At 71.4% G+C, this 18,678-nt stretch carries 14 protein-coding genes; 10 read left to right on the top strand and 4 right to left on the bottom strand.

The annotated features are described in order from the left end of the window. Window positions 1-41 precede the first annotated feature (41 nt). From ACZ37P_RS35945 to ACZ37P_RS35925, 5 genes are all read left to right on the top strand, one after another. The gene (locus tag ACZ37P_RS35945; protein WP_467350658.1) at window positions 42-1,391 is read left to right on the top strand and encodes a diaminobutyrate--2-oxoglutarate transaminase; all 1,350 of its coding nucleotides are present in this window, start codon (window positions 42-44) and stop codon (window positions 1,389-1,391) included. A 62-nt stretch (window positions 1,392-1,453) separates the two neighbouring features. After that, the gene (locus ACZ37P_RS35940) at window positions 1,454-3,289 is read left to right on the top strand and encodes an IucA/IucC family protein (protein ID WP_467350619.1); all 1,836 of its coding nucleotides are present in this window, start codon (window positions 1,454-1,456) and stop codon (window positions 3,287-3,289) included. Between the two features lie 91 nt (window positions 3,290-3,380). Next, window positions 3,381-4,118: a GNAT family N-acetyltransferase gene (locus ACZ37P_RS35935; protein ID WP_467350656.1), complete on the top strand. Its 738-nt coding sequence runs from the start codon at window positions 3,381-3,383 to the stop codon at window positions 4,116-4,118. 123 nt (window positions 4,119-4,241) lie between these two features. Next, window positions 4,242-6,008 carry an IucA/IucC family protein gene (locus tag ACZ37P_RS35930; RefSeq protein WP_467350617.1) on the top strand — a complete coding sequence of 589 codons (1,767 nt, stop codon included), beginning with the start codon at window positions 4,242-4,244 and terminating at the stop codon, window positions 6,006-6,008. A 101-nt stretch (window positions 6,009-6,109) separates the two neighbouring features. After that, window positions 6,110-6,691, top strand: coding sequence for an FHA domain-containing protein (locus ACZ37P_RS35925; protein WP_467350615.1), 582 nt, complete (start codon window positions 6,110-6,112; stop codon window positions 6,689-6,691). Here the strand turns inward: ACZ37P_RS35925 and ACZ37P_RS35920 are convergent. Then, the gene (locus ACZ37P_RS35920) at window positions 6,669-7,868 is read right to left on the bottom strand and encodes a serine/threonine-protein kinase (RefSeq protein ID WP_467350613.1); all 1,200 of its coding nucleotides are present in this window, start codon (window positions 7,866-7,868) and stop codon (window positions 6,669-6,671) included. The genes ACZ37P_RS35925 and ACZ37P_RS35920 overlap by 23 nt on opposite strands. A gap of 39 nt (window positions 7,869-7,907) precedes the next feature. After that, a complete protein-coding gene (locus ACZ37P_RS35915) occupies window positions 7,908-9,077 on the bottom strand; it encodes an FHA domain-containing protein (protein ID WP_355338221.1) in 1,170 nt (389 codons plus the stop codon). A 103-nt stretch (window positions 9,078-9,180) separates the two neighbouring features. Here ACZ37P_RS35915 and ACZ37P_RS35910 point away from each other — a divergent pair, with 103 nt between their 5' ends. Then, window positions 9,181-11,163, top strand: a complete 1,983-nt coding sequence (locus ACZ37P_RS35910; protein WP_355338224.1) for an ATP-dependent DNA helicase — start codon at window positions 9,181-9,183, stop codon at window positions 11,161-11,163. 186 nt (window positions 11,164-11,349) lie between these two features. Here the strand turns inward: ACZ37P_RS35910 and lexA are convergent, their stop codons facing one another. Further along, window positions 11,350-12,123: a transcriptional repressor LexA gene (gene lexA, locus ACZ37P_RS35905; protein ID WP_355338227.1), complete on the bottom strand. Its 774-nt coding sequence runs from the start codon at window positions 12,121-12,123 to the stop codon at window positions 11,350-11,352. Between the two features lie 505 nt (window positions 12,124-12,628). Here lexA and nrdR point away from each other — a divergent pair. The 4 genes from nrdR (at window position 12,629) to ACZ37P_RS35885 (ending at window position 17,977) form a co-directional block, all read left to right on the top strand. After that, on the top strand, window positions 12,629-13,141 hold the full coding sequence (gene nrdR, locus ACZ37P_RS35900) for a transcriptional regulator NrdR (protein WP_366567504.1): 513 nt from the start codon (window positions 12,629-12,631) through the stop codon (window positions 13,139-13,141). A 120-nt stretch (window positions 13,142-13,261) separates the two neighbouring features. Continuing rightward, complete coding sequence (locus ACZ37P_RS35895) at window positions 13,262-16,159, top strand: vitamin B12-dependent ribonucleotide reductase (protein ID WP_355338233.1); 2,898 nt, start codon at window positions 13,262-13,264, stop codon at window positions 16,157-16,159. A gap of 205 nt (window positions 16,160-16,364) precedes the next feature. Further along, window positions 16,365-16,970 (top strand): YdbC family protein, encoded by a 606-nt coding sequence (locus ACZ37P_RS35890; protein WP_391049019.1) that lies wholly within the window; start codon window positions 16,365-16,367, stop codon window positions 16,968-16,970. Window positions 16,971-17,131: 161 nt separating this feature from the next. Beyond that, window positions 17,132-17,977, top strand: a complete 846-nt coding sequence (locus ACZ37P_RS35885) for a sigma factor-like helix-turn-helix DNA-binding protein (protein ID WP_467350610.1) — start codon at window positions 17,132-17,134, stop codon at window positions 17,975-17,977. On the opposite strand, the gene ACZ37P_RS35880 is transcribed toward ACZ37P_RS35885, so the two are convergent. Beyond that, window positions 17,940-18,671 (bottom strand): TetR/AcrR family transcriptional regulator, encoded by a 732-nt coding sequence (locus ACZ37P_RS35880; protein WP_467350608.1) that lies wholly within the window; start codon window positions 18,669-18,671, stop codon window positions 17,940-17,942. The genes ACZ37P_RS35885 and ACZ37P_RS35880 overlap by 38 nt on opposite strands. Between the last annotated feature and the right edge of the window lie 7 nt (window positions 18,672-18,678).

Raw genomic sequence — 18,678 nt, 5'->3', positions numbered from 1 at the left:
CATCGGCCGAGGTGTCCGCCGAGGGACCGGCCGACGAATCCATGACGGGGGAGGCGATTCTCCGCAGGCAGGCGCAGCGCGAATCGGCCGCGCGCACCTATGCGCGGTCCCTGCCGGTGGTACCCGTCCGCGCCCGCGGGATGACCGTGGAGGGCGCCGACGGCCGCCGGTATCTCGACTGCCTGTCCGGTGCGGGAACCCTCGCTCTCGGCCACAATCACCCCGTCGTCCTGGAGGCCATCAGGGGCGTCCTGGACTCGGGCGCTCCCTTGCACGTCCTGGACCTCGCGACCCCGGTCAAGGACGCCTTCACCACCGCGCTGTTCGAGACGCTGCCGCCTCAACTCGCCGAGCACGGCCGCATCCAGTTCTGCGGGCCCGCCGGGACCGACGCGGTGGAGGCGGCCATCAAGCTCGCCCGTATCGCCACCGGGCGCGGCGGACTCCTCGCCTTTTCCGGCGCCTACCACGGCATGACGGCCGGCGCGCTCGCCGCTACGGGTGACACGGCGGTCCGCGGCGCCGTCGGTGAAGCGGACGCGCGGATCACCCGTCTGCCGTACCCGTACGACTACCGCTGCCCGTTCGGCATCGGCGGCGACCGGGGGGCCGAGCTCTCGGCGCGCTGGACCGCGCATCTCCTCGACGACCCCAAGGGCGGGGTGCAGCCGCCCGCCGCGATGCTCCTCGAACCGGTGCAGGGCGAAGGCGGCGTCATCCCGGCGCCCGACACCTGGCTGCGCAGGATGCGTGAGATCACGGCAGCGCGCGGCATCCCGCTGGTGGTCGACGAGGTGCAGACGGGCGTCGGCCGTACCGGCACCTTCTGGGCCGTCGAGCGCAGCGGAATCGTGCCCGACGTCATGGTGCTGTCCAAGGCCATCGGCGGCAGCCTCCCGCTGGCCGTGATCGTCTACCGCGAAGAGCTCGACGCCTGGCAGCCGGGCGCCCACGCGGGCACCTTCCGCGGCAATCAACTCGCCATGGCCGCCGGCACGGCCACGCTCCGCTTCGTGCGGCAGCACGCGCTGCACGAGCGCGCGGAGACCGTCGGCGCGCGCATGCTCAGCCGCCTGCGCGGACTCGCCGCGCACCACGACTGCATTGGCGACGTCCGAGGACGCGGTCTGATGATCGGCGTCGAACTCGTCGACACCGAAGCCGAGCCCGACGACTACGGAGCGCTTCCCGCCGCGCCCCCGCTCGCCGCCCGCGTCCAGCAGGAGGCCCTGCGCCGCGGACTCATCGTCGAACTGGGCGGACGGCACGGCGCCGTGATCCGGCTGCTGCCGCCACTGACCATCACCGACGAACAGGCCGAAGCCGTGCTCGACCGGCTGGCCGCCGCCATCGACGCCGCGCGGACCGCGACGCGAGGCGGCCCGGCATGATCCCGGCGGACCGACCGCGAGAAGCCGTGCCGCCGCGCGGTACCGACGAGTGGAGCCCTGGCATGACCGCACCCGTGGACCCCGGCACCCCCATGCCGCCCGGCGCGGCGGTGCCGCTGGCCGCCGCCGTACCGGTGCAGCGACCGCGCGCCGCCGCGGCCGACCAGGATCCGGACCCGTTGGAGCACCCGGACCCGTACCGCGTCGCCGACGCGGCGGGCGCCGAGAATCTGCTGCGCTGCTGGGTCCGCGAGACGGGCCTCACGGAGCCCGCCGACAGCCTGCTGCGGATCTCTCTGCCCGCCAGCGGCACGCAGGCCCAGGCGGTTGTTCTGCATTGGTCGGCCACCGGTCACCACCGCTTCGGACCGGTCCGCCTCACAACCGCCCCGAGCCGCCCGCTGACCGCGGTCGCGCTCGCCGCGCTGCTGGCCCGTGAAGGCGGCGGTGCGGCGGCCGAGGGCGACGACCTGGTGGCGAGGGTGGCCGATTCGGTACGCAGGACCGCCGTATTCGTCAGCGAGCGGCGTGCGCGGCCCGGCAGGCCCGAGCCGGAGCTGCCCTTCCTGGAGTCGGAACAGGCCCTGCTCCTCGGTCACCCGACGCATCCCGCGCCCAAGGCCCGCGAAGGGCTCAGCGAGAGCGAGAGCGCCGCGTACTCGCCCGAGACGCGCGGCTCCTTCGCGCTGCACTGGCTCGCCGTGGACGCCGCCGTCCTCGCCACCGACTCCGCGTGGACCGACCGCGGCCGACCCGTACCGGCCGCCGATTTGCTGACCGCGATGGCCGGGCCAGAACTCGCGTGCCCCGCAGGCACCGCGCCGCTCCCGCTGCACCCCTGGCAGGCGCGCGACATCCTGCACCGGCCCGCCGTCCAGCGGCTGTTGGACGCCGGGCTGCTGCGTGACCTGGGCCCGGTCGGCGACCCGTGGTACGCCACCTCTTCCGTGCGGACCGTCTACCGTCCCGACGCGCCCGCGATGCTCAAGCTCTCCCTGGCGCTGCGCATCACCAACTCCCGCAGGGAGAATCTCCGCAAGGAGCTGAGGCGCGGCACCGAGGTGCACCGGCTGCTGCGCAGCGGGCTCGTCGCGCGCTGGCACGCCGCCCACCCGGGCTTCGACATCGTCCGCGACCCGGCCTGGCTGGGCGTGGACACGCCGGACGGCACACCGGTGCCCGGCCTGGACGTCGTGCTCAGGCACAGCCCGTTCGGCCCCGGCGACCAGGCGCACTGCGTGGCGGGACTCACCTCGCCGCGCCCGTGGCCCGGCGTTCCCGCGCCCGCGCTGCGCTCCCGGCTGGCCATGCTCGTCACCCGCCTCGCGGAGCGCACCGGAAGGCCCGCGACGGCGGTCGCCACCGAGTGGTTCCTGCGCTACCTCGACGCGGTCGTACGGCCGGTGCTGTGGCTCGACGGCGAGGCGGGCATCGCCCTGGAAGCGCATCAGCAGAACACTCTCGTCCTGCTCGACGCCTCCGGCTGGCCCTGCGGCGGGCGCTACCGAGACAACCAGGGGTACTACTTCCGCGAGTCGCACCGCGCGGAGCTGGAACGCCAGCAGCCGGGCATCGGGGCCGACAGCGACACCTTCGTCGCCGACGAGATCGCGGACGAGCGGATCGCCTACTACCTCGGCGTCAACAACGTCCTCGGCCTCATCGGCGCCTTCGGCTCCCAGCGGCTCGCGGACGAGCAGGTGCTGCTCGCCGCGTTCCGCCGCTTCCTGGCCGCCGCCGCGGGAGGCCCCAGCAGCCTTCCCGCCCGGCTGCTGGACGCCCCGGAACTGCGCAGCAAGGCCAATCTGCTGACCAGGCTGCACGGAATGGACGAACTCGTCGGACCGGTCGACACCCAGTCGGTCTACATCACCATGCCCAACCCGCTGACCGTCTGAGCGGACCGTCCGGCCGCGCGTCCGTCCCCGGTCCTCGCCCCCGGACCCGCACCGGATCCCCGCCGGGAACCGGCCCGGACTCCCGACGAGGATCGGACCCCGCTCAGGAGAGGAAGGAGCTTCCGTGACACCCGCCGACTCCAGCACCGAGGACACCCTCGACCTGAAGCTGCCGCCCGAGGTCCTGGCCCTCTTCGCCGCGACGGCGTTCGACGCCGCCGAACCGGATACCGATGACCCGGCGGGCGCCGCGAGGCCAGGACTCCTCGGCGCGGCCGCCTCCTGGCCGGCCGTCGAGACCCCCGCAGGCTCCTTCCGGCTGGTGCCGGTCCGCGTCGACCGCGACCTGCCGCTGCTCACCCGCTGGATGAACGACCCGGCCGTCGCCGAATTCTGGGAGCTGGCCGGCGACGAGCGCGTCACCGAGCGGCACCTGCGCGGCCAGACCGAGGGTGACGGACGCAGCGTGCCCTGCCTCGGCGTGCTGGACGGCACGCCGATGAGCTACTGGGAGATCTACCGCGCCGATCTGGACCCGGTCGCCCGTTTCTATCCGGCCCGGCCGCACGACATCGGCGTCCACCTGCTCATCGGCGGCGTCGCCGACCGGGCACGCGGCCTCGGCGGCACGCTGCTGCGCGCCGTGTGCGACATCGTTCTGGACCACCGCCCCGGCTGCCCACGAGTGATCGCGGAACCCGACCTGCGCAACACTCCCTCCGTCGCCGCCTTCCTCACCGCGGGCTTCCGCCTGTCCGCGGAACTCGAACTGCCCGGCAAGCGGGCGGCCCTCATGATCCGCGACCGTTCGCTGCGCCACCGGCTCTGAGCCCGGCCGGCAACGCCTGCGCCCCGACACCGCGTCCTTCGGGCGCTGCCTCGACGGCGGTTCCCCGAACCCTCCTCACCCCTGCCTTCCAGGTCACCAGGTCCCCACCGCAGGAGCCCCACTGTGCTCACCCCCTCCGTGTCCGACTCCGCCGCCTGGCAGCACGCGGCCAGGCGCCTGCTGGCCAAGATGCTCGCCGAGTTCGCGTACGAGGAGGTGATCGTCCCCGAACCGGAGCCCGCCGAGGGCCCGACCGCGTACCGGCTACGGCTCAGCCCGGACGTGACCTACCGCTTCCGCGCCCGGCGCGGCGCGTACGGCAGTTGGTACGTGGACGCGGACAGCGTCACGCCGACCGGTGACCCGCTGCACTTCCTGCTGCACGGCCACGAGAGCGTGCTCGGCCTGAGCGGCGACACCACAGGGCACCTGATCCAGGAACTCCTCGCGACGCTCCGCGCCGACGTGCGGCTCGACAGCACCGCGCTGACGGCGGCCGAACTCGCCGACCTGGACTACGCCGACCTCGAAGGCCACCAGACCGGCCACCCCTGGCTGGTCGCCAACAAGGGACGTATCGGCTTCTCCGCCGCCGACGCCGCCCGCTGGGCACCCGAGGCGCGCAAGCCGGAGCGCCTGCCCTGGATCGCCGTACACCGCGACCTCGCCCAATACCGCGGTATCTCCACGCTCGCCACCCCCGATCTCCTCTACGCCGAAGAACTCACCCCCGGCACCCTCGACACCTTCCGGCACACCATCGCCGACCGGAACCGCGACCCCGCCGACTACCTGCTGCTGCCCGTCCACCCCTGGCAGTGGGACCAGGTGATCGCGCCGCTCTTCGCCCCCGCGATCAGCGACGGATCCATCCTCCACCTCACCACTGACAACGACCTGCGGCTGCCCCAGCAGTCGATCCGCACCTTCCTCAACACCAGCCGCCCGCACCGGCGCACCGTCAAGCTCCCGCTGTCCGTCCTCAACACCCTGGTCTGGCGCGGCCTGCCCACCGAACGCACGCTGGCCGCCCCGGCCGTCACCGCCTGGGTGCGGGGACTGCGGGACGCCGACCCCTTCCTGCGGGACGAGACGCGGGTGATCCTGCTCGGCGAGGTCGCCTCCGTCACCGTCGAACACCCGCAGTACGACCGGCTGCCCACCGTCCCGTACCAGTACCGCGAACTGCTCGGCTGCATCTGGCGCGAGCCGCTGGCCGCCCATCTGGAACCGGGAGAACACGCCCGTACCCTCGCCGCGCTGCTGCACACCGACCCGAACGGGCGATCTTTCACTACCGAACTCGTCGACCGGTCCGGTCTCGCGCCCCGCGTCTGGCTGCGCCACCTCTTCGCGGCGCTGCTGCCGCCCCTCCTGCGTTTTCTCTACCAATACGGCACGGTTTTCTCCCCGCACGGCGAGAACACCATCGTGGTCTACGACGAGCACGACATCCCGGTACGCCTCGCGGTGAAGGACTTCGTCGACGACATCAACGTTTCCGCGGACCCACTTCCCGAACACGACGGCATGCCGGACGACGTACGCCAGGTGCTGCTCACCGAACGGCCCGAATTCCTTACCCAGTTCATCCACGCGGGCCTCTTCATCGGGGTCCTGCGCTATCTCGCGCCCCTGTGCGAGGCACAACTGGACGTGCCCGAAGCCGAATTCTGGACCCTGGTGCGGGACGAGATCGTCCGCCACCAGGAGCGCTTTCCCGAACTCAAGGAACGTTTCGCCGCCTTCGACCTCCTTACGCCCCGCATCGACCGGCTCTGCCTCAACCGCAATCGGCTGCACCTCGACGGCTACCGCGACCGGGCACAGCGCCCGCACGCCGCCGTGCACGGCACGGTCGCCAACCCCCTCCACCTTCCCCGTCCCTGAGGCGCGCCGCGGCCGAGCCGATACGATCCGAGCACGGGGACCCGGTACGGAATCCCGTACGGAACGCGTACGGGAATCACCGCGGAAAGGTGGGGGCGGCCATGCGGGAGGCAACGGGCGCCGAACCCTGCCCGGAGTGCGGTACGGCCGTGCGGCCGGGACAACTGCTCTGCCAGGGCTGCTTCGTGCCCTTCTCGCTGATGGCCGCGGCCCGCGCCGCGCAGACCCCGCCGCAGGGAGCCGCCCCCGAGGCATCCCCGGAACCGACCGCGCTGCTGCCGAGCGCCCACGGCGCCGACTCCGAACACACCCGAGTGATCAACGTGATCCCCGGAGCGCTGCCCCGACCCCTGGAGACGCGCAGGGACGCACCGCCGCGGGCGCTGCGACTGCGGTTCCCCAGCGGCGAGATCGTCGCGGTGGAGCCGGCCAACTCGATCCGGCTCGGCCGCGACCCGAAGCACTGCCCCGCCGTGCCCTTCCTCGCCGCGCACGACAATCTGTCCCGTATCCACGCCATGATCGGCGTCGAGCCCGACGGCTCCGCCTGGATCTCCGACGAGAGCTCCACGAACGGCACCTTCGTCCACGGCTACCGGCTCGCGCCCGGCGAGCGGGCACCCGTACGCCCCGGCGACACCCTCCGGCTCGCCGCCGACGTCACCGTCCGCGTACTGCTCTGACCTCCGCGTAGGCGGCGATGCAACGGGCCAGCGGGTGCTCGGGGCCCAGCGCCTGCGCGGCGTCGGCCGACAGCTCCTCGAAGCGGCGGACGACGGCGGTCGTGCCGTTCAGACCCTCCAGGGCCCGCGCCCGGCCGAAAAGCGCCGCAAATGGTGCGGCCTCGTTTTCCGCACCCTGGCGCGCGATGTGCTGGAGCGCCTGCCAGTAGCGCTCGTCCGCGTCGGTGAACCGGTCCGCGGCGAGCAGCCCCTCGGCGTCCTCCAGTAGCGCCCACAGCACATGGCCGGCGCTCTGGTCCAGCACCGTGGGACTGCGCCGTACGGGAGCGGGCCGCATCAGCGCGCGCAGCCGCTCGGCCACCTCCCCGGCGTCGGCGGGCCGGTCGTCCGGCTTCTTGGCGAGCATCCGGTGCACCAGGCGCGCGAGTCCGGCGGGCACCTCGGGGCGCCGCCGCTCGATGGGCTCCGGCGCCTCGTGGACGTGCATGTACGCGTATCCCACGGATGTCCCGGCCGAGAAGGGCGGTCCCTCGGCGAGCATCGCGTACAGCACACAGCCGAGCGAATAGAGGTCGGACCGCGCGGTCACCTCGGCGCCGCGCGCCTGCTCGGGCGAGAAGTACGGCGGCGAGCCCATGACCGCCCGCGGATCGGTGTACCGCGTGGCGCTGTCGTCGCGGTGCGCCACCAGGCCGAAGTCGCAGATCTTGACGACGCCGTCCGGGAGAAGCATCAGATTCTCCGGCTTGATGTCCCGGTGGACGAGCCCGCGCTCATGCGCGTGCCGCAGCCCGGCGCTGATCTGCGCGCCATAGGCGATGACATCGGCCACCGGCAGTCCGCCGCGGTCCAGCAGCACTTGGCGGAAGTCCGCGCCGCGCAGCAACTCCATGACGATGAACGGCCTGCCCCGGTGCTCGCCCGCGTCATGGACGGTGGCCACATTGGGATGGCTCAGCGCGGCGGCGGCCATCGCCTCCCTGCGGAACCGACCCTGGCGCTCGTCACGCTCGCCGTCGCCCCAATCGGCGCGCAGCGTCAGCACCTTCACCGCGACACGCCGCCCCAGACTCCGGTCGAGAGCCGCGTAGACCTGCCCGTACCCGCCGCCGCCCAGCGACTCCTCCAGGAGGTACCGGTCGCTGAGGACCGTACCGATCCCGATCTCCCCCGACACGTCGTCCTCGTCCCCGCTCGTTCGCCGTCGCGGCCCGGTTCACCCGGGCTCCTGCCCCGGCGGCCACGGTACGGCCATCATGGTGGGACCCGCCGCGTCCGCGCTCACCCGCGGTCCGACGGTACCTTCCGCCGGGTCCTCCTCGAAGACGAACTGACGGCCGCTGGGCAGCAGTTCCAGCCGTTCGTGCAGGACGACGGAATCCCCCTGGCGCAGATGCCACAGCGCGCCGTGCGGCAGCGGCACCAACTCGTCACCAGTGGGGCGGCGGCGCCGCACCCAGGTGCCGTTCGCACTGCGCTCGTCCACCACGCTCAGCCCTGTGCCGTCGTAACTGACCATCACATGGGTACGGCTCACCGACTCGACCTCGGTGTCGTCGATCCAGGCGCCGAGGACGACACCGCCGTCGGCGGGCGCCCGGCCGACCGCGAGCGGCTCGCCCGCCGTCACCATGAAGCGGCCCCGCACCGTCCCGTCCATGACCACCTTCACCTGCGCGCGGGACGGACGGGGACCCGCGTCCGCCAGGGGCAGCCCGTGCGTCGGGCAGAGAACCTGGGATTTCCGGCGGCGGGGGAGCGCGGTGCTCGGCCGGTCGGCGGCGCCGAACAGCGGGCAGTCGGCCTCGGGACAACGCCAGTCACGGCTGAGGACCGCCCGGTGCGCCGACCGGTCCCAGCGCCGGTACACGCCCGCCTCCAGGAGCAGCCCTTCCTCCTCCTTGCGGGAGACCTGCCACTCGGGAGGCACCGGCATGATCCGCGGCCGTACGCCGATCACGCCGTCCGGCTGGAGGAAGGGCCGCAGGAAACGGTCCCGGTTGCCGGGAATCCACGGATAGGCGCGGTGGAAGTCCAGGAAATTGTCCGCGCTGACCACCCGCAGCTCCAGCGCGTCGGCCAGCTCCAGGATGCGGTCGTCCGCCCTCGGCAGGACCTCCAGCAGCCCTTCGAGATACCAGCGGTCCAGGCGCTGCCGCTCCTCGGGCGTCAGACGGCCGTCGGTCAGCAGGGAACGGTCGGTGATCGCGTACACCTGGACGGCGGGATCGCGGGTGAATTCCGCCAGTGCGTCCAGCAGACCCGACAACCGGGCCAGATCCGCCGCCCGTTCCCCGCCGAGCGCCGGTTCACGCACCACATTCGCGACGTCGATCACATATTCCGCGGCGGAGGCATCCAGAGTCAGGCGGCGCTCGAACGGCATGTGTCCAGAAGCTATCACCGCCCGACTTGAACGGTCCGCCGAACGATCCGCGGCACCTGGCGCGGACGGCGATGTCAGTGCGGCCCTCTAGGCTTGCCTCCCTATGACTGCCACGCCCCCACCCGCGCTCACCGACCTGCTGCACGCCGCCGTCACCGCCGTCGGAGGTGTCGAGCGGGCCGGTCAGGTCACCATGGCCCAAGCCGTCGAGGCCGCCGTGGACGACCAGTCCCATCTGCTCGTCCAGGCCGGTACCGGCACCGGAAAATCGCTCGGCTATCTGGTGCCCGCGCTCGCCCACGGCGAGCGCGTGGTGGTGGCCACCGCCACCCTCGCGCTCCAGCGCCAGCTCGTCGAGCGCGACCTGCCGCGCACCGTCGACGCCCTGAAGCCGCTGCTGCGCCGTGAGCCGCAGTACGCGATGCTCAAGGGCCGATCCAACTACCTGTGCCTGCACCGCCTGCACGAGGGCGTGCCGCAGGACGAGGAGGACGGTCTCTTCGACCCCTTCGAGGCCGCCGCGCCGACCAGCAAGCTCGGCCAGGACCTGCTGCGGCTGCGCGACTGGGCCGACGAGACCGAGACCGGCGACCGGGACGGCCTCACCCCCGGCGTCTCCGACCGCGCCTGGAGCCAGGTGTCGGTCACCTCGCGCGAGTGTCTGGGCGCCACCAAGTGCGCCTACGGTGCCGAGTGCTTCGCCGAGGCCGCCCGTGAGCGCGCCAAACTGGCCGACGTGGTGGTCACCAACCACGCGCTGCTGGCGATCGACGCCATCGAGGGCGCCCCGGTGCTGCCGGGCCACGAGGTCCTGATCATCGACGAGGCGCACGAACTGGTCTCCCGCGTCACCGGGGTCGCCACCGGCGAGCTGTCCCCGGGCGCCGTCAACCGCGCGGTCAAGCGGGCGTCCCGGCTGGTCAATGAGAAGGCCGCGGACGCCCTGCTCACCGCCGCCGAGGGCTTCGAGCGCGTGATGGAGTTGGCCCTGCCGGGACGCCTGGAGGAGATCCCCGAGGATCTGGGGTACGTCCTCGCGGCGCTACGCGACGCCTGCCGCCAGGTCATCACCGCCATCGGCGACACCCGCGACAAGTCCGTGCAGGACGAGGACGCGGTCCGCAAGCAGGCACTCGCCGCGGTGGAGCACATCCACGGGGTCAGCGAGCGGCTGGTGCTCGGCTCCGAATTCGACGTGGTGTGGTGCGAGCGGCACGACCGGTACGGGGCCTCGCTGCGGGTCGCCCCCCTGAGCGTGTCCGGGCTGCTGCGCGAGAAGCTCTTCACCGAGCGCTCGGTGGTGCTCACCTCCGCCACCCTCAAGCTGGGCGGCGACTTCAACGGGGTGGCCGCCTCGCTCGGCCTGGCCCCCGAGGGCACCGAGGGCGAGGACGTCCCGCAGTGGAAGGGCATCGACGTCGGCTCGCCCTTCGACTACCGCAAGCAGGGCATCCTCTACGTCGCCAGGCACCTCAACCAGCCGGGCAGGGACAGCAACCGCGAGGACATGCTCGACGAACTCGCCGAGCTGATCGAGGCGGCCGGCGGCCGTACCCTCGGGCTGTTCTCGTCCATGCGCGGCGCCCAGGCCGCCGCGGAGGCCATGCGGGGCCGCCTGGACCACCCGGTGCTGCTCCAGGGCGAGGAGACGCTCGGTGAGCTGATCCGTACGTTCTCGCAGGACGCCAAGACGTGTCTGTTCGGGACGCTCTCGCTGTGGCAGGGCGTCGATGTGCCGGGTGTGAACTGCCAGTTGGTGGTGATGGACCGGATCCCGTTCCCGCGGCCCGACGACCCGCTCATGAGCGCCCGGCAGAAGTCGGTCGAGGAGCACGGCGGCAACGGCTTCATGGCCGTGGCCGCCACCCACGCGGCCCTGCTGATGGCACAGGGCGCGGGACGGCTGATCCGGGCGATGGGCGACCGCGGCGTGGTCGCCGTACTCGATCCACGGCTGGCCAACGCCCGCTACGGCAGCTTCCTGCGGTCCTCGATGCCCGACCTCTGGTACACGACCGACCGCAATCAGGTCCGGCGTTCTCTGGCGGCGATCGACGCGGCGGCGACGGCGGCGGTCGTCGGCTGACAGGACGGGGACAGGACGGGGACAGGGCAGGGACAGGACGGGGAAAGGGCCGACCGGAGCGGGGCTTCAGGCTGGCGGCTGACAGGGGAGTCGTACGGCTCAGTCGACAGGAGGACGGCCGCTCAGCGGGCATGGCGGGGCCCCGGAACCGGCGCAGAGGTCCCGGGGCCCGTTCGTTGGGGTCGGTCAGACCCGGCGGAGCACCGCCACCACTTTGCCGAGGATCGTCGCCTCGTCACCGGGGATGGGCTGGTACGCCGCATTGTGCGGAAGCAGCCACACATGGCCGTTGTCCCGCTTGAAGCGCTTCACCGTGGCTTCGCCGTCCAGCATCGCGGCGACGATGTCCCCGTTCTCCGCGACGGGCTGACGGCGTACCGTCACCCAGTCGCCGTCACAGATCGCCGCCTCGATCATCGAGTCGCCGACCACCTTGAGCACGAACAGCTCGCCGTCGCCGACCAGTTGGCGGGGGAGCGGGAAGACGTCCTCGACCGACTCCTCGGCGAGGATCGGGCCGCCCGCCGCGATCCGGCCGACGAGCGGCACATACGAGGCGGAGGGCTTGCCCGCCGTGTCGGTGGGCTGCGGGTGGCCGCCGTCGGAGCCGCGGACCTCGTACGCGCGGGGACGGTGCGGGTCGCGGCGCAGGAAGCCCTTGCGCTCCAGGGCCATGAGCTGGTGGGCCACCGAGGACGTGCTGGACAGGCCGACGGCCTGGCCGATCTCGCGCATGGACGGCGGATATCCGCGACGCTGCACGGAGTCCCTGATGACCTCGATGACGCGGCGCTGCCGCTCGGTGAGCCCGGAGCTGTCGGCACGAATACCGGGGGGCCGCCCGGGGAGCGATCGTGCGGGCTTCGGGCTGTTGTCTTCGCCTGTCACGTCCAACGGGCCGATCCGATCCTGGGAGCGGTCATGGGCGGTCAATGTGGCGCTGTCTGCGGTGGTGGTCACGGCGGCCCCTTTTCGATGTTCTCCCACCGCATGGACTGCGGCCGGCCCGCTTCGCAGTCGCGGGCAGTTAGTACAACGGTAGTGGGTTTCGAAAGGTTGCGCCAAACACACGTTCGAGTGAATCTGCGTAAATCCGCTGACGTGATCAAGGTATCGGGTGTATTGGTCGAATGGAAGTTCGATTATCCACGGCCTGCCGAGCGTCCCGGGGGCTCCGTGCGGCTCAGTCTGCCACCCGTGCCCCGGCGGCGGGCCGTCACGACACTTCCCCTAGGCTCGCCTCCGGCCGCAAGTGCGACACGCGGAGCGACGGTGTTTGCCCGCCGCCCCCAGATCTAGTGGTTGTATATGCACCAGCCACCACCCGTAGTGGTTTCGCGGGGGGCCGGCGGCCGCAAACTCCGCGGGATCGCCTATGCTTGGGACTGCTTCGAGGGGCCGGCAAGGCTCCCCGAAGGCCATTTTGTCGTGCGCTCACCGCGGGTTAGGAAGGGAGCCGGGAACCATGCACTGCCCCTTCTGCAAGCACCCCGACAGCCGCGTCGTCGACAGCCGCACCACCGATGACGGCACCTCGATCCGCCGCCGTCGGCAGTGCCCGGACTGCGGTCGCCGTTTCACCACGGTCGAGACCGCGTCACTGATGGTCATCAAGCGCAGCGGAGTGACCGAGCCCTTCAGTCGCAGCAAGGTGATCGCGGGCGTGCGCAAGGCATGCCAGGGCCGCCCCGTCACCGAGGACGCCCTCGCCCAGCTCGGGCAGCGCGTCGAGGAGGCGGTCAGGGCCACCGGCAGCGCCGAGCTGTCGACCCACGACGTGGGACTGGCCATACTCGGTCCGCTTCAGGACCTCGACCTGGTCGCGTATCTGCGCTTCGCCTCGGTCTACCGGGCGTTCGACTCGCTCGAGGACTTCGAGACGGCCATCACGGAGCTGCGCGAGCAGCTGCCACCCACCACTCCCGGCGGGCTCGACGAGGACCTCGGAGTCCCCGCGCCCGCAGTCGCCGCCGACTGAGCGGAACGGCGGGGACCCACAGATTTGCCGGAGCGCCAGGTGCGCCGAGGCGGCAGACATCACCGTGTTGCGGGAAGATCCGCGCACATTAGGGCGTTTTCGCCCGTATAGGGAGGCGGAATGACAGAGACGACGAGCGGCCCGGCACGCGGTTCCCGTACCAAGGGATCCAAGGCGAGCAAGGGTCTGCGCATCGAGCGCATCCACACCACCCCCGGCGTGCATCCGTACGACGAAGTGGTCTGGGAGCACCGTGACGTCGTCATGACCAATTGGCGCGACGGCTCGATCAACTTCGAGCAGCGTGGCGTCGAGTTCCCCGACTCCTGGTCGGTGAACGCGGTCAACATCGTCACCAGCAAGTACTTCCGCGGCGCGGTGGGCAGCCCCAAGCGCGAGAAGAGCCTGAAGCAGCTCATCGACCGAGTGGTGCTCACCTACCGCAAGGCGGGCGAGGACCACGGATACTTCGCCTCCCCCGCGGACGCCGAGATCTTCGAGCACGAGCTGACCTACGCGCTGCTGCACCAGGTGTTCAGCTTCAACTCCCCGGTGTGGTTCAACGTCGGCACCGCTCAGCCCCAGCAGGTCTCCGCCTGCTTCATCCTGTCCGTCGACGACTCCATGGAGTCGATTCTCGACTGGTACAAGGAAGAGGGCATGATCTTCAAGGGCGGCTCCGGCGCCGGCCTGAACCTCTCCCGGATCCGCTCCTCCAAGGAACTCCTCTCCTCCGGCGGCAACGCCTCGGGACCGGTCTCCTTCATGCGCGGCGCGGACGCCTCCGCGGGCACCATCAAGTCGGGCGGCGCCACCCGCCGCGCCGCCAAGATGGTCGTCCTGGACGTCGATCACCCCGACGTCGAGGCGTTCATCGAGACCAAGGTCAAGGAAGAAGAGAAGATCCGCGCCCTGCGCGACGCGGGCTTCGACATGGACCTGGGCGGCGACGACATCACGTCGGTGCAGTACCAGAACGCCAACAACTCCGTCCGTGTGAACGACGAGTTCATGAAGGCGTACGAGTCCGGCTCGAAGTTCGGGCTGCGCGCCCGGATGACCGGTGAGGTCATCGAGGAGGTCGACGCCAAGGCGCTCTTCCGCAAGCTCGCCGAGGCCGCGTGGGCCTGCGCCGACCCGGGCATCCAGTACGACGACACGATCAACCGCTGGCACACCTCGCCGGAGACGGGCCGGATCACCGCCTCGAACCCGTGCAGCGAGTACATGCACCTCGACAACTCGAGCTGCAACCTCGCCTCGCTCAACCTCATGAAGTTCCTGCGCGACGACGGCAAGGGCAACCAGTCCTTCGACGCCGAGAGCTTCGCCAAGGTCGTCGAGCTGGTCATCACCGCGATGGACATCTCCATCTGCTTCGCCGACTTCCCGACCCAGAAGATCGGCGAGACCACCCGAGCCTTCCGCCAGCTCGGCATCGGCTACGCCAACCTCGGCGCGCTGCTGATGGCGACCGGCCACGCGTACGACTCCGACGGCGGTCGCGGCCTCGCCGGCGCCATCACCTCGCTGATGACCGGCACTTCCTACAAGCGCTCCGCCGAACTGGCCTCCGTCGTCGGCGCGTACGAGGGCTACGCCCGCAACGCGGACGCCCACAAGCGCGTCATGAAGCAGCACTCCGACGCCAATGGCGCCGCCACCCGCGTGGACGACCTGGACACCCCCGTCTGGGCAGCGGCCACCGAGGCATGGCAGGACGTCGTCCGGCTGGGCGAGAAGAACGGTTTCCGTAACGCGCAGGCGTCGGTGCTCGCACCGACCGGCACCATCGGCCTGATGATGGACTGCGACACCACGGGCGTCGAGCCGGACCTGGCCCTGGTCAAGTTCAAGAAGCTCGTCGGCGGCGGCTCGATGCAGATCGTCAACAACACGGTGCCCGCGGCCCTCAAGCGGCTCGGATACCAGGCCGAGCAGGTCGAGGCGATCGTCGCCCACATCGCCGAGCAGGGCAATGTGATCGACGCCCCCGGTCTGAAGCCCGAGCACTACTCGGTCTTCGACTGCGCCATGGGTGAGCGCGCGATCTCCGCCATGGGTCACGTACGGATGATGGCCGCCGCCCAGCCGTTCCTGTCGGGCGCGATCTCCAAGACGGTCAACCTGCCGGAGACGGCGACCGTCGAAGAGGTCGAGGAGGTCTACTTCGAGGGCTGGAAGCTCGGCCTGAAGGCGCTCGCGATCTACCGCGACAACTGCAAGGTCGGCCAGCCCCTCTCGGCCAAGAAGAAGGACGAGAAGCCGGCCGAGGCCGCCGCCGAGGCGCCCGCCGCAGTCGAGAAGGTCGTCGAGTACCGTCCGGTCCGCAAGCGCCTGCCCAAGGGCCGTCCCGGCATCACCACGTCCTTCACGGTCGGCGGCGCCGAGGGCTACATGACGGCGAACTCGTACCCGGACGACGGCCTCGGCGAGGTCTTCCTCAAGATGTCCAAGCAGGGCTCCACCCTCGCGGGCATGATGGACGCCTTCTCCATCGCCGTCTCGGTGGGCATGCAGTACGGCGTCCCGCTGGAGACCTACGTCTCGAAGTTCACCAACATGCGCTTCGAGCCCGCCGGTCTCACCGACGACCCGGACGTACGGATGGCGCAGTCGATCGTCGACTACATCTTCCGTCGCCTGGCGCTGGACTTCCTGCCCTTCGAGACCCGCTCCGCGCTGGGCATCCACTCCGCGCCCGAGCGGCAGCGCCACCTGGACACCGGCTCCTACGAGGCCGCCGAGGAAGAGGTCGACGTCGAGGGCCTGGCGCAGTCCGCGCCGCGCGAGGTCCGCGAGGCAGAACCCCGTAAGCCGCTGGCCGTGGCCAAGCCCGAAGCGGGCGCGGCGGCGGTACCGGCGCCCAAGGAAGCGCACAACTCCACGGAACTGCTGGAGATCCAGCTCGGCCTCAACGCCGACGCGCCGCTGTGCTTCTCCTGCGGCACCAAGATGCGCCGCGCGGGGAGCTGCTACCTGTGCGAGGGCTGCGGATCGACGAGCGGTTGTAGCTGACATCCGGGCGCGGCCTGTTTGTTGAACTGACTGGTCAGGGCGGTGGGGGGGGGGGGGGGGGGGGGGGGGGGAGGCGCCGCCCCCCCCCCCCCCCCCCCCCCCCCCCCCCCCCCCCACCGCCCTTTTCCGGCCCTTCCGGTCCCTCACGCGATTGCCTCCCCCGCACAGGGACGATCTCCGGCGTCAACGCCACTACGATGGCGCGGTGTTGGTGAAGTGGATGCGCTGCGGGGTTGTGGATCAGGCGGGGTTCGACCGGGGGCAGCGCAGGTGGGCGGCGCTCAAGGACCAGCCCGGCTTCCGAGGGCAGGGCGGCGGCTGGAGCCGTGCCCAGCCCGGAATGGCGCATCTCTTCGCCTTCTGGGACAGCCGGCGGTCCTACGACGCCTTCATGGCCGGGCCGCACGACGGGATCGCCGCGTCGCAGGGCGACACCTACGAGATGCTCGCGGTGAATCTCTTCGAGCACCGGCTGGACGTCAAGGTCGGCTTCGAACCGACCTTCGCCGACGTCGATGTCCTGCGCGTCGCCCTGTGCAAAGTGCGGCCGGACCGTGTCGACCACTTCACATCGATGCAGCAACGGGTGTGGAATCCCGCCATGGCGGGTTCTCCCGGCATGCTGCGCGGCGTCTTCGGCCAGGGTCCGGGAAACGACTTCCTGGTGCTGTCCATGTGGAATTCGGCGACGGAGCGCGGTAAATACCGCGAAGGAGCGGTGACGCGGCTGTCGGAGCGCGCCGAACTCGACACCGATGTGGTGTCCGTGGCGGGTGACGTGGTGGATGTGGTGCAGGGGTGGACGGTCTGAGAGCGGATGGCTCGGGTGACACGGGTGGTGCCGACCGCGCGCCGGATATAGGCGGCGCTGTCACGGGTGGGGTGGAAGCCACCGCTGTGACAGCAGTGGCGGCCGACGATACGCAAGCCCTTTCCCCGCACCAGGTGCGGCTTTTCGGGGCCGCTTATCGGATGCTCGGATCGGCGTGCGCGGCGGACGAGGCCGTACGGCACGCGCTCACCCGTACGGCCGACACCGGCGCGGGCGACGCGCTGCCCGAGCTGGTCCGCGAGGTCTTCGGCGCGATACGGGCCGTGCCCGAGCAGGCGGCGCGACACCGGCGTGAAGCGCACGCGGGCTCCTGGCTGCCGGAACCGGTGCTCACCGAGGGCGGCGCCCTGGGCGCCCTGGGCGCCCTGGGCGCTCTGGAGACGGTCGAGAGCCGGGAATCGGTGTCCATGGCGCGGCTGGTCGCGCTGGAACGCCTGTCGTCGGCCGAGCGGGCCGCGTACGTCCTGCGGGAGACCTTCGGCTACGGGTCGGCGGAAACCGCCGTCGTCCTCGGACTGCCCGAAGTGCAGTGCCGCGCCCTGCGGCGCCGGGCACGGCAACGGGTGCGGGAGTCCGCCACCGGCGTTGACCTGCCCTGGCCGCAGCGGCGGCAGCTGGCCGAGGACCTGATGCGGGCCGCTTCGCACGCGGACCAGCAGGCGCTGGCGGAACTGCTCGCCGACGACGTGGTGGCCTGGTCGGACGGCGGCGGTGTCCCCGGGACGGCCCGGCGTCCCGCCCTGGGAGCCGCCAAAGTGGCCCGTTTCCTGGCCGGACTGATCAGCCAGGCACCGGCGGGAACGCGCGGCCAGATCGTCGAGATCAACGGCGACGCGGCGGTGCTGGCGACGACCGGGGATGTCGTGGTGGCCGTCGTGGCACCGGAGTTCGGGCCGCAGGGGCTGGTCGGCATCCGCACGGTGGCCGATCCGGGACGACTGGTGTTCCTCAACCGACAGTGGGCGCGGCGGGGGTTGCGGCGCTGACCGGTGCCTGCTCTTTCGCCTGCGCGCTCACCTGCTCGTTCGCCGATGAGGCCGCGCCTGTGCTCGCGTCTACGCTTGTGGTCGCCCGTGCCCCGGTGGGTCCGTCCGGCCTCAGCAGCTTTGCCAGGGCGGTGGTGATCTGTTCCCCCAGACTCGCGTCCACCGGCGCGTGGTGGCTGATCAGCCGGTACCACATGGCGCCGAAGGCGAAGTCGACCGCGAGGTCCAGCGTCCGGTCCTCCCCGGCCAGTTCACCGCGCTCTACCCCGCGGGCCAGGAGCGCGCGGAGCGCCTGCCGCCGGGGCCCGATCACCGTGGACTGGAGTCGCTGTGAGAGGTCCGGGTCGTGCTGGGCATCGGCCATCAGTCCGACCAGGGCCTTGCCGGTGAGTTTGCGGGTGAGCACGAAGGTGGCGTCGAGCAGCGTACGGACGTCGCGCAGCGTGTCGCCGCTGTCGGGGTCCAGGTGCTCCGCCTTGCGCAGACCCAGGTCGCGCAGGGCGTCGAGCAGGACGTCCTGCTTGGCGGGCCACCAGCGGTACACGGTCTGGCGGCCGACCCCCGCGTTCTCCGCGATGCCCTTCATGGTCAGGGCCTGATAACCGCCGTCCTGGCAGAGCCGCAGGGCCGCGTCGAGCACGGCGCGGCGGGCGGTCTCACTGCGGGGTCTGCCCCGCGCGGGTGTCTCGTCCACGAATCCA

The sequence above is a fragment of the Streptomyces sp. NPDC024632 genome (assembly GCF_055559175.1).
This window is presented reverse-complemented; position numbering and strand designations above follow the sequence as displayed.